Source organism: Streptomyces sp. NBC_00459 (assembly GCF_036013955.1).
Taxonomy (GTDB): Bacteria; Actinomycetota; Actinomycetes; order Streptomycetales; family Streptomycetaceae; genus Streptomyces.
Window position 1 is genome coordinate 8,497,745 of sequence record NZ_CP107903.1, and the last position, 19,039, is coordinate 8,516,783.

At 69.0% G+C, this 19,039-nt stretch carries 19 protein-coding genes and 1 tRNA gene; 9 read left to right on the forward strand and 11 right to left on the reverse strand.

Features of this window, described 5'->3' with window-relative positions:
- Positions 1–47: 47 nt before the first annotated feature.
- Genes OHN74_RS37450 through OHN74_RS37475 form a run of 6 tightly spaced genes read left to right on the forward strand, consistent with a single transcriptional unit; the run spans position 48 to position 6,390 of the window.
- Positions 48–1,382 carry a M24 family metallopeptidase gene (locus OHN74_RS37450; RefSeq protein WP_327699000.1) on the forward strand — a complete coding sequence of 445 codons (1,335 nt, stop codon included), beginning with the start codon at positions 48–50 and terminating at the stop codon, positions 1,380–1,382.
- Positions 1,382–2,371: a thiamine pyrophosphate-dependent dehydrogenase E1 component subunit alpha gene (locus OHN74_RS37455; protein WP_327699001.1), complete on the forward strand. Its 990-nt coding sequence runs from the start codon at positions 1,382–1,384 to the stop codon at positions 2,369–2,371. The genes OHN74_RS37450 and OHN74_RS37455 overlap by 1 nt, the downstream gene beginning before the upstream one ends.
- Entirely contained in the window at positions 2,359–3,372 is a 1,014-nt protein-coding gene (locus OHN74_RS37460) for an alpha-ketoacid dehydrogenase subunit beta (protein ID WP_327699002.1), read from the forward strand. The genes OHN74_RS37455 and OHN74_RS37460 overlap by 13 nt, the downstream gene beginning before the upstream one ends.
- Positions 3,373–3,413: 41 nt before the next feature.
- Positions 3,414–4,775 carry an amidohydrolase family protein gene (locus tag OHN74_RS37465; RefSeq protein WP_327699003.1) on the forward strand — a complete coding sequence of 454 codons (1,362 nt, stop codon included), beginning with the start codon at positions 3,414–3,416 and terminating at the stop codon, positions 4,773–4,775.
- Entirely contained in the window at positions 4,772–5,704 is a 933-nt protein-coding gene (locus tag OHN74_RS37470) for a cupin domain-containing protein (RefSeq protein WP_327699004.1), read from the forward strand. The genes OHN74_RS37465 and OHN74_RS37470 overlap by 4 nt, the downstream gene beginning before the upstream one ends.
- Positions 5,701–6,390, forward strand: coding sequence for an SDR family NAD(P)-dependent oxidoreductase (locus OHN74_RS37475; RefSeq protein WP_327699005.1), 690 nt, complete (start codon positions 5,701–5,703; stop codon positions 6,388–6,390). The genes OHN74_RS37470 and OHN74_RS37475 overlap by 4 nt, the downstream gene beginning before the upstream one ends.
- Before the next feature lie 35 nt (positions 6,391–6,425).
- On the opposite strand, the gene OHN74_RS37480 is transcribed toward OHN74_RS37475, so the two are convergent.
- The 3 genes from OHN74_RS37480 to OHN74_RS37490 all read right to left on the reverse strand — a co-directional run bounded on the left by OHN74_RS37480 (position 6,426) and on the right by OHN74_RS37490 (position 8,172).
- Positions 6,426–6,908: a Dps family protein gene (locus OHN74_RS37480; RefSeq protein WP_327699006.1), complete on the reverse strand. Its 483-nt coding sequence runs from the start codon at positions 6,906–6,908 to the stop codon at positions 6,426–6,428.
- Positions 6,909–6,944: 36 nt separating this feature from the next.
- Complete coding sequence (locus tag OHN74_RS37485; protein WP_327699007.1) at positions 6,945–7,187, reverse strand: WhiB family transcriptional regulator; 243 nt, start codon at positions 7,185–7,187, stop codon at positions 6,945–6,947.
- Positions 7,188–7,299: 112 nt separating this feature from the next.
- On the reverse strand, positions 7,300–8,172 hold the full coding sequence (locus OHN74_RS37490; RefSeq protein ID WP_327699008.1) for an alpha/beta hydrolase: 873 nt from the start codon (positions 8,170–8,172) through the stop codon (positions 7,300–7,302).
- Between the two features lie 158 nt (positions 8,173–8,330).
- On the opposite strand from OHN74_RS37490, the gene OHN74_RS37495 reads away from it, so the two are divergent.
- Positions 8,331–9,131 (forward strand): sulfite exporter TauE/SafE family protein, encoded by an 801-nt coding sequence (locus OHN74_RS37495; protein ID WP_327699009.1) that lies wholly within the window; start codon positions 8,331–8,333, stop codon positions 9,129–9,131.
- Here the strand turns inward: OHN74_RS37495 and OHN74_RS37500 are convergent, their stop codons facing one another.
- The 4 genes from OHN74_RS37500 to OHN74_RS37515 form a co-directional block, all read right to left on the reverse strand.
- Entirely contained in the window at positions 9,132–9,653 is a 522-nt protein-coding gene (locus tag OHN74_RS37500) for a hypothetical protein (RefSeq protein ID WP_327699010.1), read from the reverse strand.
- A gap of 109 nt (positions 9,654–9,762) precedes the next feature.
- Positions 9,763–11,853, reverse strand: coding sequence for an MDR family MFS transporter (locus OHN74_RS37505; RefSeq protein ID WP_327699011.1), 2,091 nt, complete (start codon positions 11,851–11,853; stop codon positions 9,763–9,765).
- Between the two features lie 69 nt (positions 11,854–11,922).
- Positions 11,923–12,711, reverse strand: coding sequence for a precorrin-6A synthase (deacetylating) (gene cobF / locus OHN74_RS37510; protein ID WP_327699012.1), 789 nt, complete (start codon positions 12,709–12,711; stop codon positions 11,923–11,925).
- A gap of 47 nt (positions 12,712–12,758) precedes the next feature.
- Positions 12,759–13,292: a DUF309 domain-containing protein gene (locus tag OHN74_RS37515; protein WP_327699013.1), complete on the reverse strand. Its 534-nt coding sequence runs from the start codon at positions 13,290–13,292 to the stop codon at positions 12,759–12,761.
- 102 nt (positions 13,293–13,394) lie between these two features.
- On the opposite strand from OHN74_RS37515, the gene OHN74_RS37520 reads away from it, so the two are divergent.
- Positions 13,395–13,468: transfer RNA gene (locus tag OHN74_RS37520), tRNA-Pro, on the forward strand.
- Between the two features lie 307 nt (positions 13,469–13,775).
- Here OHN74_RS37520 and OHN74_RS37525 read toward each other — a convergent pair.
- A complete protein-coding gene (locus OHN74_RS37525) occupies positions 13,776–14,000 on the reverse strand; it encodes a hypothetical protein (RefSeq protein WP_327699014.1) in 225 nt (74 codons plus the stop codon).
- Between the two features lie 1,086 nt (positions 14,001–15,086).
- Here OHN74_RS37525 and OHN74_RS37530 point away from each other — a divergent pair.
- A complete protein-coding gene (locus OHN74_RS37530; RefSeq protein WP_327699015.1) occupies positions 15,087–16,175 on the forward strand; it encodes a glycosyltransferase in 1,089 nt (362 codons plus the stop codon).
- Positions 16,176–16,323: 148 nt separating this feature from the next.
- Here OHN74_RS37530 and OHN74_RS37535 read toward each other — a convergent pair whose 3' ends face one another.
- The 3 genes from OHN74_RS37535 to OHN74_RS37545 all read right to left on the reverse strand — a co-directional run bounded on the left by OHN74_RS37535 (position 16,324) and on the right by OHN74_RS37545 (position 18,926).
- Entirely contained in the window at positions 16,324–17,070 is a 747-nt protein-coding gene (locus tag OHN74_RS37535; RefSeq protein ID WP_327699016.1) for an SDR family oxidoreductase, read from the reverse strand.
- A 103-nt stretch (positions 17,071–17,173) separates the two neighbouring features.
- Positions 17,174–18,373, reverse strand: a complete 1,200-nt coding sequence (locus OHN74_RS37540; protein WP_327699017.1) for a globin domain-containing protein — start codon at positions 18,371–18,373, stop codon at positions 17,174–17,176.
- A gap of 112 nt (positions 18,374–18,485) precedes the next feature.
- On the reverse strand, positions 18,486–18,926 hold the full coding sequence (locus tag OHN74_RS37545) for an RrF2 family transcriptional regulator (protein WP_327699018.1): 441 nt from the start codon (positions 18,924–18,926) through the stop codon (positions 18,486–18,488).
- Positions 18,927–19,039: the final 113 nt, after the last annotated feature.

Consider the following 19,039-nt stretch of genomic DNA (forward strand, 5'->3'; position numbering starts at 1 on the left):
GACACTCGCGCCGCCGAGTCGTTCACTCCAAAGTGGGGGTGGTCGCCATGGCGATCCGCACTTTCGGACCCAATGCCGTCGACTGGGAACAGCGCGTCGACCTGGAACGGCTGCGCAGGGAGCGGCTGGCCAGACTCCACCAGGCCCTGAACCGGTCCGAGCTGGGTGCCGTGCTCAGCTTCGACTTCGCCAACATCCGCTACATGACGTCCACCCACATCGGCACCTGGGCCATGGACAAACTGATCCGCTTCGCGCTGCTGGTGCGCGGCGGCGACCCGGTCCTGTGGGACTTCGGCTCCGCTGCCCGGCACCACCAGCTCTACAACCCCTGGCTCGACTACAGCGACGGCAAGGAAGGCCCGCCCACCGGCGCCCGCGCCGGGATCTCCACCCTGCGCGGCGCCTTCCATCCGGACGCGGGCATCGCCGAGGACGTGGCCCGCAAGATCGCCACCGAACTGCGTGCCCACGGCCTCGGAGACGAACCGCTCGGCGTCGACCTGGCCGAGATGCCGATCCTGATGGCCCTGCGCGCCGAGGGCATCGACGTCGTCGACGGCCAGCAGGTCTTCCTCCAGGCCCGCCGCACCAAGACCCCGGACGAGATCTCCCTCCTCACCCAGGCCTGCGCGATGGTCGACGCTGCCTACGAGGAGCTGTACGGGTACCTCCGTCCCGGCGTCCGCGAGAACGAGTGCGTCGGACTCGTCAGCAAGGTCCTGTACGACCTCGGCAGTGAGTACGTCGAGGGTGTCAACGCCATCTCCGGGGAACGCTGTTCACCCCATCCGCATGTCTTCAGCGACCGGCTGATCCGTCCCGGCGACCCCGCCTTCTTCGACATCCTGCACAGCCACCTCGGCTACCGCACCTGCTACTACCGCACCTTCGCCGTCGGCAGCGCCTCCGGCGCCCAGCGCGACGCCTATGTCCGCTGCCGGGAGTACATGGACGAGGCCATCGCCCTGGTCCGGCCGGGCGCGACCACCGCCGACATCGTCCGGGTGTGGCCCCGCGCCGAGGAGTTCGGCTTCCCGGACGAGACGGCCGCCTTCGCGCTCCAGTACGGCCACGGGGTCGGCCTCTCCATCTGGGAGAAGCCCATCTTCAGCCGCCTCGTCTCCCTCGACCATCCCGAAGTCCTCGAAGTGGGCATGGTGTTCGCCCTGGAGACCTACTGGCCGGCCGCCGACGGCTGGACGGCGGCACGCATCGAGGAGGAGATCGTCGTCACCGCCGACGGCTGCGAGGTCATCACCAAGTTCCCGGCCGAGGAACTCCTGGTGGCCGGCCGCAAGTACTGGACGGTCGGCGGAGAGCTCAACACCCGGCGCGAGGCCCAGTCCCACCTCAACACCCGCGGGAACGGGAGCGGTTGATGGCCCCCACGGTCTCCGGTGACGAACTCCTCACCCTCTACGAGCAGATGGCCGTCATCCGCCGTACGGAGAAGGCCGCGCACGACCTGTTCCTGTCCGGGCTGGTCAAGGGCACCACCCATCTCGCCGCCGGTCACGAGGCGATCGCCGTCGGCGCGAGCGCCGCCCTGCGCGACGACGACTACGTCTTCGCCACCTACCGGGGCCACCACCACGCCCTCGCGCGCGGAGCCACCCCCGAGGAGTGCCTCGCCGAGCTGATGAGCCGCGCCACCGGGCTCTGCAAGGCCAAGGGCGGCTCCATGCACCTCACCAAGGCGTCCGCCGGCATGCTCGGCTCGTACGCCATCGTCGGCGCCCACCTCCCCATGGCCGTCGGCGCGGCCTGGTCCGCCCGGCTGCGGGGCACCGACCAGCTCGCGGTCGCCTTCTTCGGCGACGGGGCGACCAACATCGGTGCCTTCCACGAGGCGCTGAACCTGGCCGCCGTGTGGAAACTGCCCGTGCTGTTCGTCTGCGAGAACAACCTGTACATGGAATACACGGCGATCGCGGACGTCACCGCCGTGCCCCGGCCGGCCGCCGACCGGGCACCGGCGTACGGCATTCCGGGCGAGACCGTCGACGGCAACGACGTGGTGCTGGTCAAGGAGACGGTGGCCCGGCTCGCACGGCGGGCCCGGGCCGGAGACGGGCCCGCCGTCCTGGAGGCCGAGACCTACCGGCACTACGGGCACAGCCGCGCCGACCCGGCCACCTACCGGCCTGCCGAGGAGGTAGAACGCTGGCTGAAGCACGACCCGTTGGACATCGCGCGTGGCCGACTCGACCGGCTGGGTGTGTCGGCGACGGCGATCGATGCGGCAGACGAACGGGCAACGGCAGTCGTGCAGGCGGCCGTCGACGCCGCGAAGGCGGCGCCCGCGCCCGATCCGGCCGAGGCGCTGACCGACGTATGGGCGGACGGAGGCTCGGCATGGCGGACCTGACGGATGCTCAAGAAGCGGATGCACAAAGGCAGATCACCTATCGAGAGGCGGTCGCCGAGGGCATCGCCCGGGAGATGAGGCGCGATCCCGCGGTCGTGTGCCTGGGGGAGGACATCGGCGAGGCCGGCGGGGTGTTCAAGACGACCTCCGGGCTGTTCAAGGAGTTCGGGCCCGGGCGGGTGTGGGACACGCCCATCTCCGAACAGGCCATCGTGGGCGCCGCGATGGGCGCCGCCATGACCGGGATGCGGCCCGTCGCCGAGATCATGTTCTCGGACTTCCTGGCCTGTTGCTGGGACTACCTCGCCAACGAGATACCGAAGGTGCGGTACATGACGGGTGGTCAGGTGACCGTTCCTCTCGTCGTACGCACCGCGAACGGCGGCGGTCTCGGCTTCGGGGCGCAGCACTCGCAGGCCACCGAGAACTGGGCGTTCACCGTGCCGGGGCTGAAGATCGCGGCACCGTCGACACCCGCCGACGTCATCGGCATGATGGCGTCCGCGATACGCAGTGACGACCCCGTGGTCTTCTTCGAGCACAAGGGCCTGTTCGCGAGCAAGGGTCCGCCCGCGCCGCCGGATCATGTGGTGGAGCTGGGGAAGGCGGCCGTCGTCCGGGAGGGCGCCGACATCACGCTCGTGGCCCTCGCCTCGATGGTCCCGGTCGCGCTCACCGCCGCCGACCGGCTGGCCCGGGAGGGCATCGAGGCGGAGGTCGTCGACCTGCGCTGCCTGGTACCGCTGGACGTCAGCACCGTGCTCGCCTCGCTGGACAAGACCTCGCGACTTACCATCGTCGAGGAGAACCCTTACCAGGGCGGATGGGGCGCGACGCTCGTGTCCGTCGTCGCTGACGAGGGGTTCGGACTGCTCGACGCGCCGGTGCGGCGGGTCGCGGGGGAGTGCGTACCGCTGCCGTTCGCCGACGCGCTGGAGGAGCGTGTCATCCCCACCGTGGACAAGGTCGTGAGCGCCGTGCGTGAGCTGGCGGCCTACTGAAATTCCGTATCCGGTACCGACTTTCCCTGGAAGGAAGGACGATGACCGATCGACTGCTTCTGCGTTCCGGCCATGTGATCTCCATGGACCCCGACATCGGGGAACTGCCCCGGGGCGACGTCCTGATCGAGGGCGGGAGGATCACGGCGGTCGAGCGCGAGATCAGCGCGGACGCCGAAGTGCTGGACATGACGGGCCGCATAGTGATCCCCGGCTTCGTCGACACCCACCGTCACACCTGGGAGGCGCCGATCCGCGGCTGCGCCCCCGACGCCACGCTCGACGACTACTTCGTGGACGTCCTCGACACCTTCGCCCCCGTCTACACACCGGAGGACGTGTACGCGGGCAATCTCGCGGGCGCGCTGGAATGCCTCGACGCGGGCATCACCACCCTCGTCGACTGGTCCCACATCAACAACACCCCCGAGCACCCGGACGCCGCCGTACGAGCCCTGGCGGAGAGCGGAATCCGAGCCCAGTACGCCTACGGCAGCGCCAACACCTCCCTCGCCGACTACTGGTTCGACAGCAAGATCGCGATACCGGGCGACGACGTACGGCGCATCCGCTCCAAGTACTTCGCCTCCGACAGCGGTCTGTTGACGATGGCGCTGGCCACCCGCGGCCCCGGCTTCTGCACCAACGACGTCGTCACCGCCGAATGGAACCTCGCCCGCGAACTGGACATCCCGATCACCGTGCACGTCGCCATGGGCCGCCTGGCGGGCCGCTTCGGCATGGTGAAACAGCTCCACGAACTTGGCCTGCTGGGCTCCGACACCACCTACATCCACTGCTGTTACCTCAGCGAGGAGGAGTGGCGGATGGTCGCCGACAGCGGCGGTACGGTGTCGATCGCGCCGCAGGTCGAGACCCAGATGGGGCACGGCTGGCCGCCCGTGATGAAGGCGATCGAGCACGGACTGCGGCCGTCGCTCAGCATCGACGTCGTCACCACCGTGCCCGGCGACATGTTCACCCAGATCCGTGCGGCCTTCGGCGCCGAGCGGGCCCGGGTGAACGCGGAGTGCTGGGAGGCCGATGTCCCCGTCCCCGCAACGATGTTGACGGCTCGTCGGATGCTGGAGCTGGCGACGGTCAACGGCGCCCATGTCGCCGGCCTCGAACACCGCACCGGCTCCCTGACCCCCGGCAAGCGCGCCGACGTCGTCGCACTCGACGCCACGGCACTGAACATGGCGCCGGTGCACGACGCCACCGCCGCGGTGACCCTGTCGGCGGACGTGTCCAACGTCGAGACGGTCGTCGTCGACGGCGCCGTGGTCAAGCGTGACGGGAAGCTGGTCGCCGACACCGGGCGGGCCCGGCGACTCGTCGAGGAGTCCCGTGACCGGCTGCTGGAGGCGAAGGCGGAACAGGCGGCGAGGCGCGAGGGATGACGGACTTCGTGGTGCGGCGCGCGATCGACGCGCCGCAACTCCCGTACGACAGCGACGGGTTCCGGCGCCGCCCGGTGATCGGGGAGGAGGACGGGAGCGTACACACCGGCTTCGGGCTCTGCGAACTGCGGCCGGACGGGGCGGTGGGCGCCCACGTGCACTCGTACGAGGAGAGCTTCCATGTGCTCGACGGCAGTGTGATCCTCGACGTCCCCGAGGGCTCGTACCTTCTCGGAGAAGGCGACTACGGCCTTCTCCCGACCGGTGTGCCGCATGCCTGGCGCGGCGTGGGCGATCCCAACTCGGTCGAACAGGAAGCCCGTTGGGCCGACATGCTCGCACCCGTGCCGCGTGCCCGCTACGGGTACGACACCTGGCCCGTGCCCGCGCTGCCGGAGCGCGAGCCCGTCCGGATCGACGTACGCGACCCGCGCACCCGGTCGTTCGGCCACTTCGAGCCCGCCCAGATGGACCCCGGCAAGCAGTCCCAGGATCTCCTGGCGGTGTCGGCGAGCATGCGAACCGCGCTGCTCGTCTACAGCGGAATCACCGTGAAGATGATGGTCGACGCAGACCTGGGCGCCGTCGCCTCGACGATGTTCATGGTGCGGTACGCGCCCGACGGCGTCGCCGGAACACACGACCACCCCTTCGAGGAGACGTATCTGATCCTCGAAGGGGTGGTCGACGCCACCTTCGACGGCGAACGACATCGGCTCGGCCCCGGCGACGCAGCCTGGGCGGGCGCGGGTTGCGTGCACGGCTTCACCAACGCCGGTGACGGGCCCGTTCGTTGGCTGGAGACCCAGGCTCCGCAGCCACCGCCCCGCCACTCCTACCGGTTCACCCGCGACTGGGACCACCTCGGGGACGTACTGGGCAACGCGAAGGACACCAGGGGCACGAAGGGCGGGGAGGAACTGCCATGAGCAGCGTGGTCGTTGTCGGTGGCACGTCCGGAATAGGCCGTGAGTTCGCCCGTACCCGTGTCGAACGCGGCGACGACGTCGTCCTCACCGGCCGCGATGCGTACCGCGCCGACGCGGTGGCCAAGGAGATCGGTGCCCGGGGCCTGGGCCTCGACCTCGCGCGGCCCCATGACATCGCCGCCGCGCTCGCCGATCTGGAGAGGGTCGACCATCTCGTCCTGGCGGGCGTCTCGCGCGACGAGAACCGGGTCACTTCGTACGACATCGACGCGGCCCTCCACCTCGTCACCCTGAAACTCGTCGGCTACACCGAGGTCGTGCACACCCTGCGCCCGCGACTCCACGACGCCAGTGCCATCGTGCTCTTCGGCGGCCAGGCCAAGGAACGGCCCTACCCGGGCGCGACGACGGTGGCGACCGTCAACGCGGGCGTGACCGGCCTCGTCCGCACCCTCGCCGTCGAGCTCGCGCCGATCCGGGTCAACGCCGTGCACCCGGGCGTCGTCGGCGACAGCCCGTACTGGCGCGACAGGCCGGCGGAGGTACTGGCCGGGCTGCTGGCCCGTACACCCGCCGGTCGACTCGCCACGATGGCCGACGTGGTGGACGCCGTGGACTTCCTGCTGTGCAACCGCTCCGTCAACGCGATCGATCTGAGCGTGGACGGGGGGTGGCTGCTGGGGTGAGAGGGGAGGGGCAGGGAGAGGCGAAGGGGATGGGGTCAGTCGCCGCGGGTCGCGTTCTCGGCCTCGAACATCCAGCGCTGCTTCTCGAGTTCGGCCGTGATGGCGATCAACAGGTCCTGGGTCACCGGATCTGCCTGTTCGGTCGCGCCGATACGTTCACGCAGACGCTCGATCGCCGTTGCCAGTGCCTCGACGAGGAGCTGGACGACATCCGTGTCCTGGATCCAGCCGTCCTTCGGGCCCTGGAACACGGAAGCCGAAGCGACGGTTTCCGGGCGGCCGTCCGGCGACACGCCGAGCGCCGCCGCACGCTCCGCGACCGTGTCGGAGAACGTGCGGGCCGCCGAAACGACCTCGTCGAGGTGCAGGTGGATCGAACGGAACCGGGGCCCCACGATGTTCCAGTGGGCCTGCTTCCCGATCAGTGACAGCGCGAGCAGATCCACCAGGGTCGCCTGCAGGGCGTCGCCGGTGATCCGGCGCTCCGGCTCGGGCAGGCTGCTCTTCACGACGGTCATGGGGTGCTCCTCCTCGTTTCGCGGCCCGGATTCTCGCTACCGGACCCGTTCTCCAGCGGTACGGAGCAGCGCGGCGCGTTCTTGTTCGCAGGTGCCGCCCCACACGCCCGCGGTCTGACCGCTGCGCAGTGCCCGGTCGAGGCACTGCGGGGTCACCGGGCAGTGGGAGCACACACGCTTCGCGGCGACGGTGTCCCGCACCGCCGGCCCTTTCGTGCCCACGGGGAGGAACAGCTCGGGCTCCTCACCCGTGCGGGCCGCTCGCCACAACCACTCCATGGAAACGCGGGTGCCCAGGTCGGAGGCACGGAAACGTGACGGAACCGGCCGCGGGAGGCGACGGAGAGCGATCAGGCCCGGAGGGGAGGGCGATCAGCGTGTGGGAGGGAGATCAACCTGTGGGTGGGGAGGGAGACCGATCGGCCCGGTGCGCGAGCACCCGGTCCACGAAGGCGGTCAGCTCGGCGAAGGCCGCCGCCCTGTCCGTCTCCAGGAAGACCTCGTGCCGGGCGCCCGAGAAGATCCGCTCGGTCCAGTCGGTGCCGCGCAGTTCCTCGACGCCCACGCGGCTCCCGGCGAGCGGGACGAGCCGGTCGTCGTCGCCGTGCAGCCACAGCAGCGGCAGCGATCCGATGTCACCGCTCTTCGCGACGGTCTCCAGTGTCCGTACGAACGCCTCCAGCGTCGGCCGTTTCATCGGGCCGTGCCAGACCAGCGGGTCCGCCGCGTACGCCACCCCGACCGAGGGATCGCGGGACAGGGAGGACGGGTTGATGGGCCGGTCGGGGATCTCGTCGAGTTCGAGCAGCCGCCCCGGGAGGTCCCAGCTGCCGAGCACGGGCGCGGACAGGACGATCCCGGCGAGTTCGTCGCCGTACCGCTGCGCGAAGCGGGCAGCGATCAGGCCGCCGGCGGAGTGGCCGATCAGGACGACCGGCACGTCCGGGTGGGAGGCCCGGGCGAGGTCGACGACGGTGTGCAGGTCGGTGACGACATCCTCGAAGTCGACGATCACCGCCCGTTCGCCCGCTGACCGGCCGTGTCCCTGGTGATCGGGGCCGAGGACGGTCGCACCGTGGGCCACGAGGACGCCGGCGAGTTCCTCGTAGCGGCCCGTGTGTTCTCCGTATCCATGGGAGAGGAGGGCGAGGTAGCGGGGTGGGTCGAGCGGGCGTTCGGAATCGCTGTGAGCCGGTCGGGGCCACTCGCGGACGGCGATCGCGCCCCTGGTGCCGGTGAGGACGTACTCGCGGGACTCGGCCATGGCATCTCCGGGTGCGTCGTTGAACGTGTGCGGGGTGTGCGGGGATCTTCCCAGGGGCCGGGCGGCCGGTCCACGGTGACGCGTCCGGGTGGGGCAGGTGTCATCTGGCGAGACGGTCATTACGGCAGCAGTTGGGTGGGCATAGCATCGGTGTCCGCATGAACACGATGACGCTCTGGCACATAACGCACTGGGAGTTCGCCGCGCTCGCCGCCGCGGCGATGCTTGTCGGCTTCTCCAAGACCGCCGTGAGCGGGGCCAACACGGTCAGCCTGGCGATCTTCGCGGCCGTCCTGCCCGCCCGCGAGTCCACCGGTGTGCTGCTCCCGATCCTGATCGCGGGGGATGTGCTCGCCGTCCTGACCTACCGCCGGCACGCCCACTGGCCGACCCTGTGGCGGCTGTTCCCGGCGGTCGCCGTGGGCGTGGTCGTCGGTACGGTGTTCCTGGTGTGGGCGGACGACGAGGTCGTACGGACCTCGATCGGGGCGATCCTGCTGTTCATGGCCGGGGTGACGGTCTGGCGCCGACGGCGGGCGGAGTCGGATTCGGCATCGGAATCGGAGCCGACGGAGAACGAGCCGGACGCGGTGAGTACACCCACAGGCCGTCTCAAGGCTCGCTCGTACGGCGTTCTCGGCGGCTTCACGACGATGGTCGCCAACGCGGGCGGCCCGGTCATGTCGATGTATCTCCTGTCGGCAGGTTTCCGGAAGCTCGGCTTTCTGGGAACGTCGGCGTTCTTCTTCCTGATCGTCAACGTCTCGAAGGTTCCCTTCAGCGCCGGCCTCGGCCTGATCGACGGCCACTCGCTCCTGCTCGACGCGGCGCTCGTGGTGTTCGTCGTGCCCGGGGCGTTTCTCGGGAAATGGGCTGTGAGCCGGATCAACCAGCGGCTGTTCGAGCAGCTGGTGATCGCGGCCACGGTGGTGGGCGGGGCGCAGCTGTTGCTGCGCTGATCAGCGGCCGTCCGGGCGTCGGGCTGCGCCGAGCGTGACCTGGATCCGGTCGATGGCGCGGAGCACCTCGTCCCGGTTCTTGGCGCTCTTGACCCATACCGGCAGCCGCGCGACCAGGGTCATCTTCTGACCGGTGTCGTACCAGGGCGCCCGCTCGCGCAGGGAGGCCGCGACGAACCGCCTGAGGTAGGTCAGGTGTTCGAGGTTGTACGCCCACAGCCAACCGTGGCGGGTCTCCGTCTGCAGCCACACCGGGATCTGGAAGTACGGATCGCGGGCCGGGGCGGCGGTACTCCCCGAGAACATGACCGACCTGCCGGACCAGCTACGGGAGAGACCGCAGCCGCCGCACACGAGGCGCCGCGACGCGAACAGCACCGAGCCGATCGCCGGGTCCGGCTGGTGAGGGTTCCGCTGGACGTGTGCGGCCCGCTCGCAGCGTGGACAGCGCACCAGGACCGAGCCGATGAAGTCGTACCTCGTACTGCGGGGGTCGCGGAAACGGACCGGGGCCGGGGACATGACAGGAGTATGGCCGTGGCCCGAGTGCCGGGGCACCTGTTTTCCCGCCGGCGAGAAGGGACTCACGCGAGGGACGTCTGCACCCGACCGTGCTCCCACCTGTCGCCGACTACGAACCGGACGTGCCCCCGCCCGCCCCCGACAGTGCCGCGGGACGGCTCGGGAGGCTGCTGCTGAGGTCCTCCACCAGGAGGCGTTTGGCGATCGTGTCCACCGCGGCGCGCAGATCGTCGCCCGACGGGCGGCCGAGGTCCTGCTCCACTCGTCCGGCCAGCCAGGAGCCCCAGGCGTTCCCGATCACCTCCGCCTCGCGGGTGCCCGCCTCGGTGTGGGAGAAGAACGACCCGGTGCGGGTCAGATAGCCCTCCTCGACCATGCGGTCGAAGACCGGGACGAGCACCTCCGGCGGCATGTGACGGCGGGCGGCGATCAGGCCGAGGCCGGCGTGGCCGACCATGCGGGTGAACAGCTCGACCTGCATCACGGCCCAGGCGCCCGCGATGTCGAGCCGGGTGTCGGACTCGCTGACGATCCGGCGCGCGGTGTCCAGGTCCGTACTGCCGATGATCTTGCCGACGGAGGCTTCCAGCAGGCGGCGCGAGTCGGGGTTGGCCGGTGTCGCGAATCCGTCGCCCATGTCCGTCGAAGCCATCCGCGCGCTGTCGCGCAGCTGGACCTGCTTGAGGAACAGGGCGACGACGAAACCGAGGAGCGCGACCGGCACGGTCCACAGGAAGACGGTCTGGATGGTGTCCGCGTACGCGCCGATGATCGGCTCGGCGGCCCGGGCGGGGAGGTCGTGCAGGCCCGCCGGGCTTGTGGCCGCACCGGTGATGGCGGCCTGGTCCGCCGCACCCGTGCGGGCGGCCTCCGCGATGCCCTCGGAGAGGTTCGGTGTCAGCGAGTTGGTGTAGAGGGTGCCGAAGACCGCGGTGCCGAACGAACTGCCCAGCGTACGGAAGAAGGTGACGCCGGAGGTCGCGGTGCCGAGGTCGGCGTACTCGACGGTGTTCTGCACGGCGATCGTCAGCACCTGCATGCCCAGGCCGATACCGGTGCCGAGGACGAACATGTAGAGCGAGGCCAGCCAGGCGCTGGTCGACGCGTCCATGAGGGAGAGGAGATACAGGCCCAGGCCCATCACCGCCGAGCCGATGACCGGGAAGAGGCGGTACTGGCCGGTCTTGCTGACCACGTTGCCGCTGAAGACGGACGCGATCAGCAGGCCCAGCACCATGGGGAGGGTGCGTACGCCGGAGACCGTCGCCGAATCGCCGTCGACGTACTGGAGAAAGGTCGGGAGGTACGTCATCGCGCCCAGCATCGCGAAGCCCACGATGAAGCTGAGGATCGAGCAGACCGTGAAGACGGGGTTGCCGAACAACCGCATGGGCAGCATCGGTTCGGCCGCGCGGGACTCCGCCCAGCAGAAGAGACCGAGGGAGACCGCGCCGCCGACGAACAGCGCGATGATGACGCCGGAACCCCACGCGTACTGGTTGCCGCCCCAACTCGTCGCCAGGATCAGGGCGCTGGCGCCGATCGCGACGAACGCGATGCCCAGATAGTCGATGACCGGGCGTACCGCCGACTTCACCACCGGAATGGTGCGGGCCGCCGCGATCACGACCACGATGGCGATGGGAACGTTGACGTAGAACGCCCAGCGCCAGGTCAGGTGGTCGGTGAACAGGCCGCCGAGCAGAGGCCCGATGACCGTCGCCACACCGAACACGGCACCGATCGCGCCCTGGTACTTGCCGCGCTCCCGCAGTGGGATGACGTCGGCGATCAGGGCCATCGCCGTGACCATCAGCCCGCCCGCGCCGACGCCCTGCATGGCCCGCCAGACGATCAGCAGCGTCATGTTCGTGGCCAGCCCGCACAGGAACGAACCGGTGATGAAGACGATCGCCGAGACCTGGAAGACCACCTTGCGGCCGAACAGGTCGCCGAACTTGCCGACCAGCACCGTGGCGACGGTCTCCGCCAGCAGATATGACGTCACCACCCACGACATGTGCTCGGCACCGCCCAGGTCCGACACGATCGTCGGCAGAGCCGTGCCGACGATCGTCTGGTCCAGGGCCGCCAGCAGCATGCCGAGCATGATCGTGACGAAGACGACGTTGCGGCGGCGGGAGTCCAGCACAGGTGGGTGCGCGGCGGCGGGCGGTGCGGTGTCCTCGACGGCTGTCACGAGGTCACGATCACACCGGCGGACCACCCGTGCAAGGGGAACGGTCCGCCCGTGTGCGGCCTGCTCGCCCTACGGTTGTTCGGGTCTGCGGTCCCCGGGGTTCCGTCGCAGCAGATACGTGTCCATGATCCAGCCCTTGCGCTCGCGGGCCTCCGCACGCAGCCGTTCGATACGGGGTGCGGCCTCGGCGATCGGCCCGGAGACGAGGATCTCGTCCGGGGTGCCTATATAGGCGCCCCAGTAGATGTCGATGTCCTCGTCGGCGTACTCCCGGAAGGCCTGATGGGCGTCCAGCATCACCACCACGTCGTCGACCCCCGCCGGAAACCCCTCTGTGAGCCGCCGCCCCGTGGTGATCTGTACTGGGCGCGCGACCCGGTTGAGCCCTGTTCGGTGCCGGGCGACGAGCGCGGAGACACTGCTGATGCCGGGCACGACGTCGTACTCGAACTCCACCGTGCCCCGCCCGAGGATCTCCTCGAGAATCCCGAGCGTGCTGTCGTACAACGAGGGATCGCCCCACACCAGGAACGCCCCGGTCTCGTCCGTGCCCAGTTCCCCGGCTATCAGCCGCTCGTAGATCCCGGCCCGGGCACGTCGCCAGTCCTCGACCGCGGGGGAGTACGCGGCGCCCCCGGCCGTCCGGTCCCGGTCCGGATCGCGCACCTCGACCAGGCGGTACGTCCCTTCCGGCACATGCGTGTCGAGCAGGTGCCGGCGCAGCCGTACGAGGTCGGACTTGGCCTCGCCCTTGTCCAGGACGAAGAACACGTCAGTGTCCCGCAGCGCCCTGACCGCCTGCAGGGTGAGCTGGTCGGGGTCGCCCGAGCCGATACCGATGACATGAATCTTCCGCACGCCCCGAGTCTGCCGCACGCCACTGACAACGAGGCCCTCGGGCCAGGTCAGCTGCCGACGGTACGGCTCGACAACTGTGGTGCCCGGGCCTGCGCGTCGACGGCCACGCCCTCCCGCTCCACCTCGGCAGCCAGCTCGCGCGCCCAGGTGACGACCCCGGCGAGGTCCATCCCGTACGGCTGTGGTCGCGCACCCGACCGTGCCCACTCCTCGACCGCGCCGGCCCCGCGCCGCAGCAACCGGACGCCGCCCGTGACGTTCCCGCGCGCGGAGTGCGTGAGCCCCACGGCCAACTGCGCGAGCCCCCGCCACAGGCCGCGCTCCTCCTCGGGCCCCGACTTCCAGGCGTCCTCGAAGACCTCGTGCGCGTGGAACGGTTTCCCCGCGTCCAGCAAGGTCTGTGCCTCGGTGACGCTGTCCTCGGGACGGCGTACGACACCTTCGGGCTGTCGCGCCACCCCGTGCTCGCCGTACGGCAGCGGGCGCCCGAGCCCGTCCCTCGGCCGCGCGTTGCGCGCCCGCCCCTCCTTGTCCCGGTCCCGCCCGTCCACCGCTGCCCGATCCTCCGACGCACTGCTCATACACCGATTGTCTCCCGCCCCCCTGCCGTCTTCGGGGCAGCCCCTGATGTGGGGTAAGGTTCTGCTCGCGTGATCACGCGGGGCAACCGCAGATCGACGCACCGGGACGTGGCGCAGCTTGGTAGCGCACTTGACTGGGGGTCAAGGGGTCGCAGGTTCAAATCCTGTCGTCCCGACTCGTGAGAGTCGCAGATCGAGGGGCCGTTTCAGAGCATTCTGAAACGGCCCCTCGATCGTTTTTGGGGACCAACTGGGGGGACCAATCGGGGGACCAGCCTCGTTGGTCGTGCCAGTGGGCCACGCGGTCGGACTCGACGGGAAGCGCGAGGCGACGCGAAGCGTGGCGCGGTGCGCCCGGAGGGCGGCGCCCACCGACCCGTTCGGCGCGATCGCACCGCGCTGCGGCCGAGCCTCAGCACGCATGAGTCCCCGCCGGAAGACCGGCGGGGACTCATAGGCAAAAGGCGGTCGTGAGCTGTGTGGTCAGCTGCAGACCACGTAGACCGTAATGGTGGTGATGGCACCCGCCGTCGCGGTCACGGTCCAGTGGTTTCCGTTCGGGTAGGTCTGCCCGAGGACGGTGGCGAGGCCAGTGGCAGACAGACCTCCGGAGATGGGAGTGGTGCCGGCCGGACATGACGGGGAGTCGTAGGACGCGTTGACGCCCAACAGGACGTTGTAGTTCTGGGAGAGGATCGTCGCATCCACCGGTCCGGTTGCGCCGGTGGGGCCGGTGGCACCCGCGGAACCGTCGACGCCTGCAGGGCCCGTGGGGCCAGTGGGCCCGGTTGCTCCGGTGGCGCCGGTTGCGCCGGTTGCGCCCGTGGCACCTGTTGCGCCGGTGGCTCCGTCGACGCCTGCAGGGCCCGTGGGGCCAGTGGGCCCGGTTGCTCCGGTGGCGCCCGTTGCTCCCGTGGCGCCGGTTGCACCCGTCGGACCGGTGGGTCCGGTCGGGCCAGTCGCGCCGTCGGTTCCGTCAGTACCGTCGGTTCCATCTGTGCCGTCAGTACCGTCGGTTCCGTCAGTACCGTCGGTTCCATCAGTGCCGTCAGTACCGTCGGTACCCGCAGGGCCGGTCGGACCCGTGGGACCCGTAGGACCCGTGGGGCCGGTGTCACCCTGTGGGCCGGGGCCGGGGCCGTCTCCGTGGTCGCCGTCGTCGCCGTAGTGGTTCTGGTCGTCGCACTGGTCGTCGTGGCATTCGATGCCGGCCGGGGTGGCCGAGGATATGTTGGCCACCGTCTTCGTGTGTGCCATTGCTAGCGCCGGGCTGGCCATGCCCGTGAGCACGAGAGCGAGGGACGCGAGGCTGCTGCCCGCAATCCACGTGCTCCGCCTGGTGAGCGGGAGCGGGCCGAGGGAGGAACTTGTCCTGGAGTCAGGACTCATGCGATCTCCTGATCTCTCGAAGTTGATTACTCACGCCACCCCGGCAGGGGCAGCAAAATCACCATTACCATGTGCGACTGATCGCTCACTTTGTATGACGACGTCGCTTCGTCCGGGCCTCAGCCGGTCTGTTGTTGTGTCCATGACGTCCTCTGGGGGACTTCGGCGAGACCGGCCGAATGCGCGGCACCTGCCGCGTGCATCTCCTCTGCGGGGCAGGGGTGGTAGGTGGTCCACCGGCGCCCGTCCGCTTCTGCCGCCCGGTCCGGCACGCTCATAACAAGAATCGGCGTTGCGTCGACAATCTCCGAGTCGAAGTGTCTAAAGTGATTGCGGCCACTTCCCCGTGCGATTCAGCCTTTATTGTCATGCTCGATTGCGAAACTCGACGGTAGGGACAGGACCATGAAGCCGACCATCTGCCTCTGCATGATCGTAAAGAACGAATCGGCGGTAATTGAGCGGTGTATCGCCTCGGTACGCGACATCGTCGACACCTGGATCATCTCTGACACGGGCTCGACGGATGGCACTCAGGATCTGATTCGAAAAGCCTTCGATGGTGTCCCGGGTGAGCTGCATGAAGATCCCTGGGTCAACTTCGGGGTGAATCGCACACTCAACATCGAACGCGCCCGCGGGAAAGCCGACTACCTGCTTCTGATGGACGCCGACATGACCATTCGGCAAGAGGGGCCGTTGCCTTCGCTGTCCTGTGCGTCCTACATGATCCCGCACGCCGGGAGTCTCTCCTACCGAATCAAGCGTCTCGTCCGCGGCGATCTGCACTGGCGCTACGAAGGCGTGACGCACGAGTACCTGACGGCCGACGAGGAGCACGAACAGGAGAACCTCGACGCCCTCGTGATCGAGCACTTCGCCGACGGTGGCTCCCGGCACGACAAGTTCGAACGGGACATGGCCCTGCTGAGCGCGGAGATCGAGCGCGATCCCACGAACGCGCGCAGCGTGTTCTACCTGGCTCAGACCATGCGTGACATGGGTCGCACCGAAGAGGCGATCGCCCTTTACGAACGCCGCGCGGAGATGGGCGGCTGGGGAGAGGAGGTCTATTACTCACTCCTGCAGGCGGGAATCCTCAAGGACAAGTCCGGTGACTGGCCGGGAGCCATGGACACCCTCTCGCGGGCGTGGGAACAGCGGCCGCAGCGCCTCGAAGCGTGCTTCGAATTGGTCTCACGCCTGCGGAAGCGTGGAAACTATCGCACCGGGCATGCCTTCGCGTGCGCGGGGATCAATCGTGCGGAGCCCGACGACATTCTCTTCACTCACCCATGGGTCTACAAATGGGGGCTGCTCTTCGAATATTCGGTCGTCGCTTACTGGGCAGGGGATATTCAGGGCTCTCTCGAAGCGTGTGACCGTCTCCTGACCATTCCTGACCTGCCGGAAGCGCATCGTCTGCAGACACTGCGGAATCGCGATTTTGCCGTCGCCCGGAAAGCCGAAGAATCGAGCAGGGTCAAGGGGTGAGCGGCGCAGTGGCCAGGGGTCGGAATTTGGATGCGGCCACCTGTGTCAGGCGTTCCTCGCGAGAGCCGTAGATCGAGGGGCTGTTTCGGATGTGATGGATCCGAAGCAGCCCCTCGATCGTCGTCGGGGACTTCGTCGACGACAGTACTTACTGCTGCTGTGCGACCCAGTCGGCGAAGCGGGTCTCGGTGATGTGCGCGTCCGGCCCCGGGACGAGCGTGGTGTCCTCCAACTCGGCACCGGAGTACGGGGCGTGCGGGTCCGTGACGACCGTGCGCGGGTCGTTCCTGGCGGCGAGTACCTTGCGCAGGAGTTCGTCGAGCTGGAACCGGTCGGGGCCGGCGATCTCCACCACGCCGTTGACCGGGGTGCCGACCGCGGTGCGGCCGACGGCCGCGGCCACGTCGGCGGAGTGGATGGGCTGGAACCTGACGGGGGCCAGGCGCACGGTGTCGCCCTCGGTGGACATGTCCGCGATCGCGTCGACGAACTCGAAGAACTGGGTGGCGTGGACGATGGAGTACGGGATGCCGGCCTCCTTGATCAGTTCCTCCTGGACCTGCTTGGCGCGGAAGTAGCCGCTCGCCTGGAGGCGCTGTGTGCCGACCACCGACAGTGCCACGTGATGTGTCACGCCGGCTTCGGCCTCCGCCTTGAGGAGGTTGGTCGTCGAGGCACGGAAGAAGTCCATGACGGGCCGGTCCTCGAAGGAGGGCGAGTTGGACACGTCGACCACGACCGACGCGCCCTTCAGGGCTTCTGCCAGGCCCTCGCCCGTCAGGGTGTTGACGCCGGTGTTGGGCGAGGCCGCGACCGCCTCGTGCCCCTGGGCGCTGAGCTCGGCGACCAGCTTCGAGCCGATGAGTCCTGTTCCACCGATCACTACGATCTTCATGACGGATTCCTCCCGCGTTCGGTCTCTGTACCGGAAAGACCGGGCAGCGGCTCGGCCTGTGACAGGTGGTCGCCGGAATCGTGAAAATTTCCTGGCGCGCCCCTCAGCGCCACAGGTCGGGGCCGAAGACCTCGTAGTGGACGGCGGCGGGGCGCAGCCCCTTGGCCAGCAGCTCGCCGCGTACCGCGCGCATGAAGGGCAACGGTCCGCAGAGGTAGGCGGTGGTCTCGGGGGCGATCGTGAGGTGGCCGAGCGTGGCGCGGCCGGCGAGGACATGGGCACCGGGGGAGCGGTGGGCGTCGTTCTCGTACCACAGATGAAGATCTGCGCCGGTCAGACGGCTGACGAGGTCCGCCTGCTCGGCACGGTGGATGTGGTCGCCGGGAGCGCGGTCGGCGTGGACGACGGTGACGGTACGCGGTGAGGAGGTGAGGGCGAGGTGGTCGAGCATCGACAGCATGGGGGTGATTCCGATGCCGGCGGAGGCGAGGAGGAGGGGGGTCTCGGTCTCGGGGAGTACGAGGTCACCGGCGGGCAGTGAGACATCCAGGATGTCGCCCACCGTGGCGTGGGTGTGCAGCCAGGAGGACACCTCGCCGGCGGGGAGGGTGGCGTCGGCGGCCTTCTCCTGCTTGACGGTGATACGCCAGGTCTTGTGATCGGGGGCGCTGGACAGGCTGTACTGGCGGATCTGGTGGGCGCCGTCGGGCAGTTCCACGCGGACACTGACGTACTGGCCGGGCCGGAAGGGCGCGGTGGGGCGGCCGTCGGGCCGGCGCAGGACCAGGGAGATGGCGTCGGTGGACTCCTGGCGGCGTTCTGCTATCTCCATGCGCCGCCATACGTCGCCGTTGTTCACGCCGGACTCGGCGTACAGACGGGCCTCGACGGCGATCAGGGCGTTGGCCATCAACCAATAGACCTCGTCCCAGGCGGCGCCGACCTCGGGGGTGACGGCATCGCCGAGGACCTCGGCGACCGCCCCGAGCAGGTGGCGTCCTACCAGCGGGTACTTGTCGGCTGTGATGCCGAGTGAGACGTGCTTGTGGGCGATGCGCGACAGGATGGCGTCCGGGCGCTCGTCGGGCCGCTCGACCAGGAGGGTGGCGAAGGCCGCCACCGAGCCGGCCAGTGCCTCGCGCTGAGCGCCGGTGACCTGGTTGGTCCGGTTGAACAGGTGCTGCAGCAGCTCCGGACGCTCCTCGAACATCCGCCGGTAGAACAACTCTGTGATCGTGTTCAGTGAGGCTCCCACCAGGGGAAGCGTCGCCCGGACGACGGGAACCGATTGCGCAGACAGCATCCGACACACTCCTGGGTCGATCGATGTTCCAGATGAATTGGTATGTGAGATTCGTATTTTTGGTCGCGGTCTCTGCTCGGAGCCTGCGATCTCGTCGACGGTGGTCGGGCGGTCAGCTCGGTGGAGCGCTCAGTGCCAATAGCACCGGGCCCGTCGGTGAGGCCACCAGGTCGGCCACGGTCACGCCGTTCAGTGAGGAGTAGAAGGCCTCCTGCGCCTCTCGCAGCGCCCGCCTCAGTCGGCAGGCGCCCGAGAGGGGACAGGGGGTGTCACCCTCGCACACGACTGCTTCCCGGTCCCCTTCCAGTGTCCTGGCCAGATCTCCCACGCGAGTGCGCCCGCCCGCGCTGGTGAGCGTCAGTCCGCCGTTGCGCCCGCGCCGCGCTTCCAGCACCCCCAGGTGCTGCAACTGTGCGATGGCTTTCGCCATGTGCGTATAGGGGACGTTCATGGAGTCGGCGATCTGCCTTGTGGTCAGCAGCTCCTCGCTTTCCACGACGGCGAGACGCATCACTGCCCGGAGGGCGAGATCCGTGTATCTGGTCAGCCTCACGGTGACAGGTTATCAATGTTGCATCGGAGATGCATATTTGGAGGGGGTTCGGCGCCGGAAACGCCGAGGGCGCGCACACCGAGCGGGCTGTGAGGCCCAACTCCGTGTGCGCG

What these genes read in the sequence shown, in the direction of transcription:
- OHN74_RS37495 (WP_327699009.1), top strand. Translation starts at nt 8,331, where the DNA reads ATGAACACGATGACGCTCTGGCACATAACGCACTGGGAGTTCGCCGCG.
- OHN74_RS37535 (WP_327699016.1), bottom strand. Translation starts at nt 17,070, where the DNA reads ATGAAGATCGTAGTGATCGGTGGAACAGGACTCATCGGCTCGAAGCTG.
- OHN74_RS37460 (WP_327699002.1), top strand. Translation starts at nt 2,359, where the DNA reads ATGGCGGACCTGACGGATGCTCAAGAAGCGGATGCACAAAGGCAGATC.
- OHN74_RS37500 (WP_327699010.1), bottom strand. Translation starts at nt 9,653, where the DNA reads ATGTCCCCGGCCCCGGTCCGTTTCCGCGACCCCCGCAGTACGAGGTAC.
- OHN74_RS37450 (WP_327699000.1), top strand. Translation starts at nt 48, where the DNA reads ATGGCGATCCGCACTTTCGGACCCAATGCCGTCGACTGGGAACAGCGC.
- OHN74_RS37455 (WP_327699001.1), top strand. Translation starts at nt 1,382, where the DNA reads ATGGCCCCCACGGTCTCCGGTGACGAACTCCTCACCCTCTACGAGCAG.
- OHN74_RS37475 (WP_327699005.1), top strand. Translation starts at nt 5,701, where the DNA reads ATGAGCAGCGTGGTCGTTGTCGGTGGCACGTCCGGAATAGGCCGTGAG.
- OHN74_RS37465 (WP_327699003.1), top strand. Translation starts at nt 3,414, where the DNA reads ATGACCGATCGACTGCTTCTGCGTTCCGGCCATGTGATCTCCATGGAC.
- OHN74_RS37470 (WP_327699004.1), top strand. Translation starts at nt 4,772, where the DNA reads ATGACGGACTTCGTGGTGCGGCGCGCGATCGACGCGCCGCAACTCCCG.
- OHN74_RS37530 (WP_327699015.1), top strand. Translation starts at nt 15,087, where the DNA reads ATGAAGCCGACCATCTGCCTCTGCATGATCGTAAAGAACGAATCGGCG.
- OHN74_RS37540 (WP_327699017.1), bottom strand. Translation starts at nt 18,373, where the DNA reads ATGCTGTCTGCGCAATCGGTTCCCGTCGTCCGGGCGACGCTTCCCCTG.
- OHN74_RS37480 (WP_327699006.1), bottom strand. Translation starts at nt 6,908, where the DNA reads ATGACCGTCGTGAAGAGCAGCCTGCCCGAGCCGGAGCGCCGGATCACC.
- OHN74_RS37515 (WP_327699013.1), bottom strand. Translation starts at nt 13,292, where the DNA reads ATGAGCAGTGCGTCGGAGGATCGGGCAGCGGTGGACGGGCGGGACCGG.
- OHN74_RS37485 (WP_327699007.1), bottom strand. Translation starts at nt 7,187, where the DNA reads ATGGAGTGGTTGTGGCGAGCGGCCCGCACGGGTGAGGAGCCCGAGCTG.
- OHN74_RS37490 (WP_327699008.1), bottom strand. Translation starts at nt 8,172, where the DNA reads ATGGCCGAGTCCCGCGAGTACGTCCTCACCGGCACCAGGGGCGCGATC.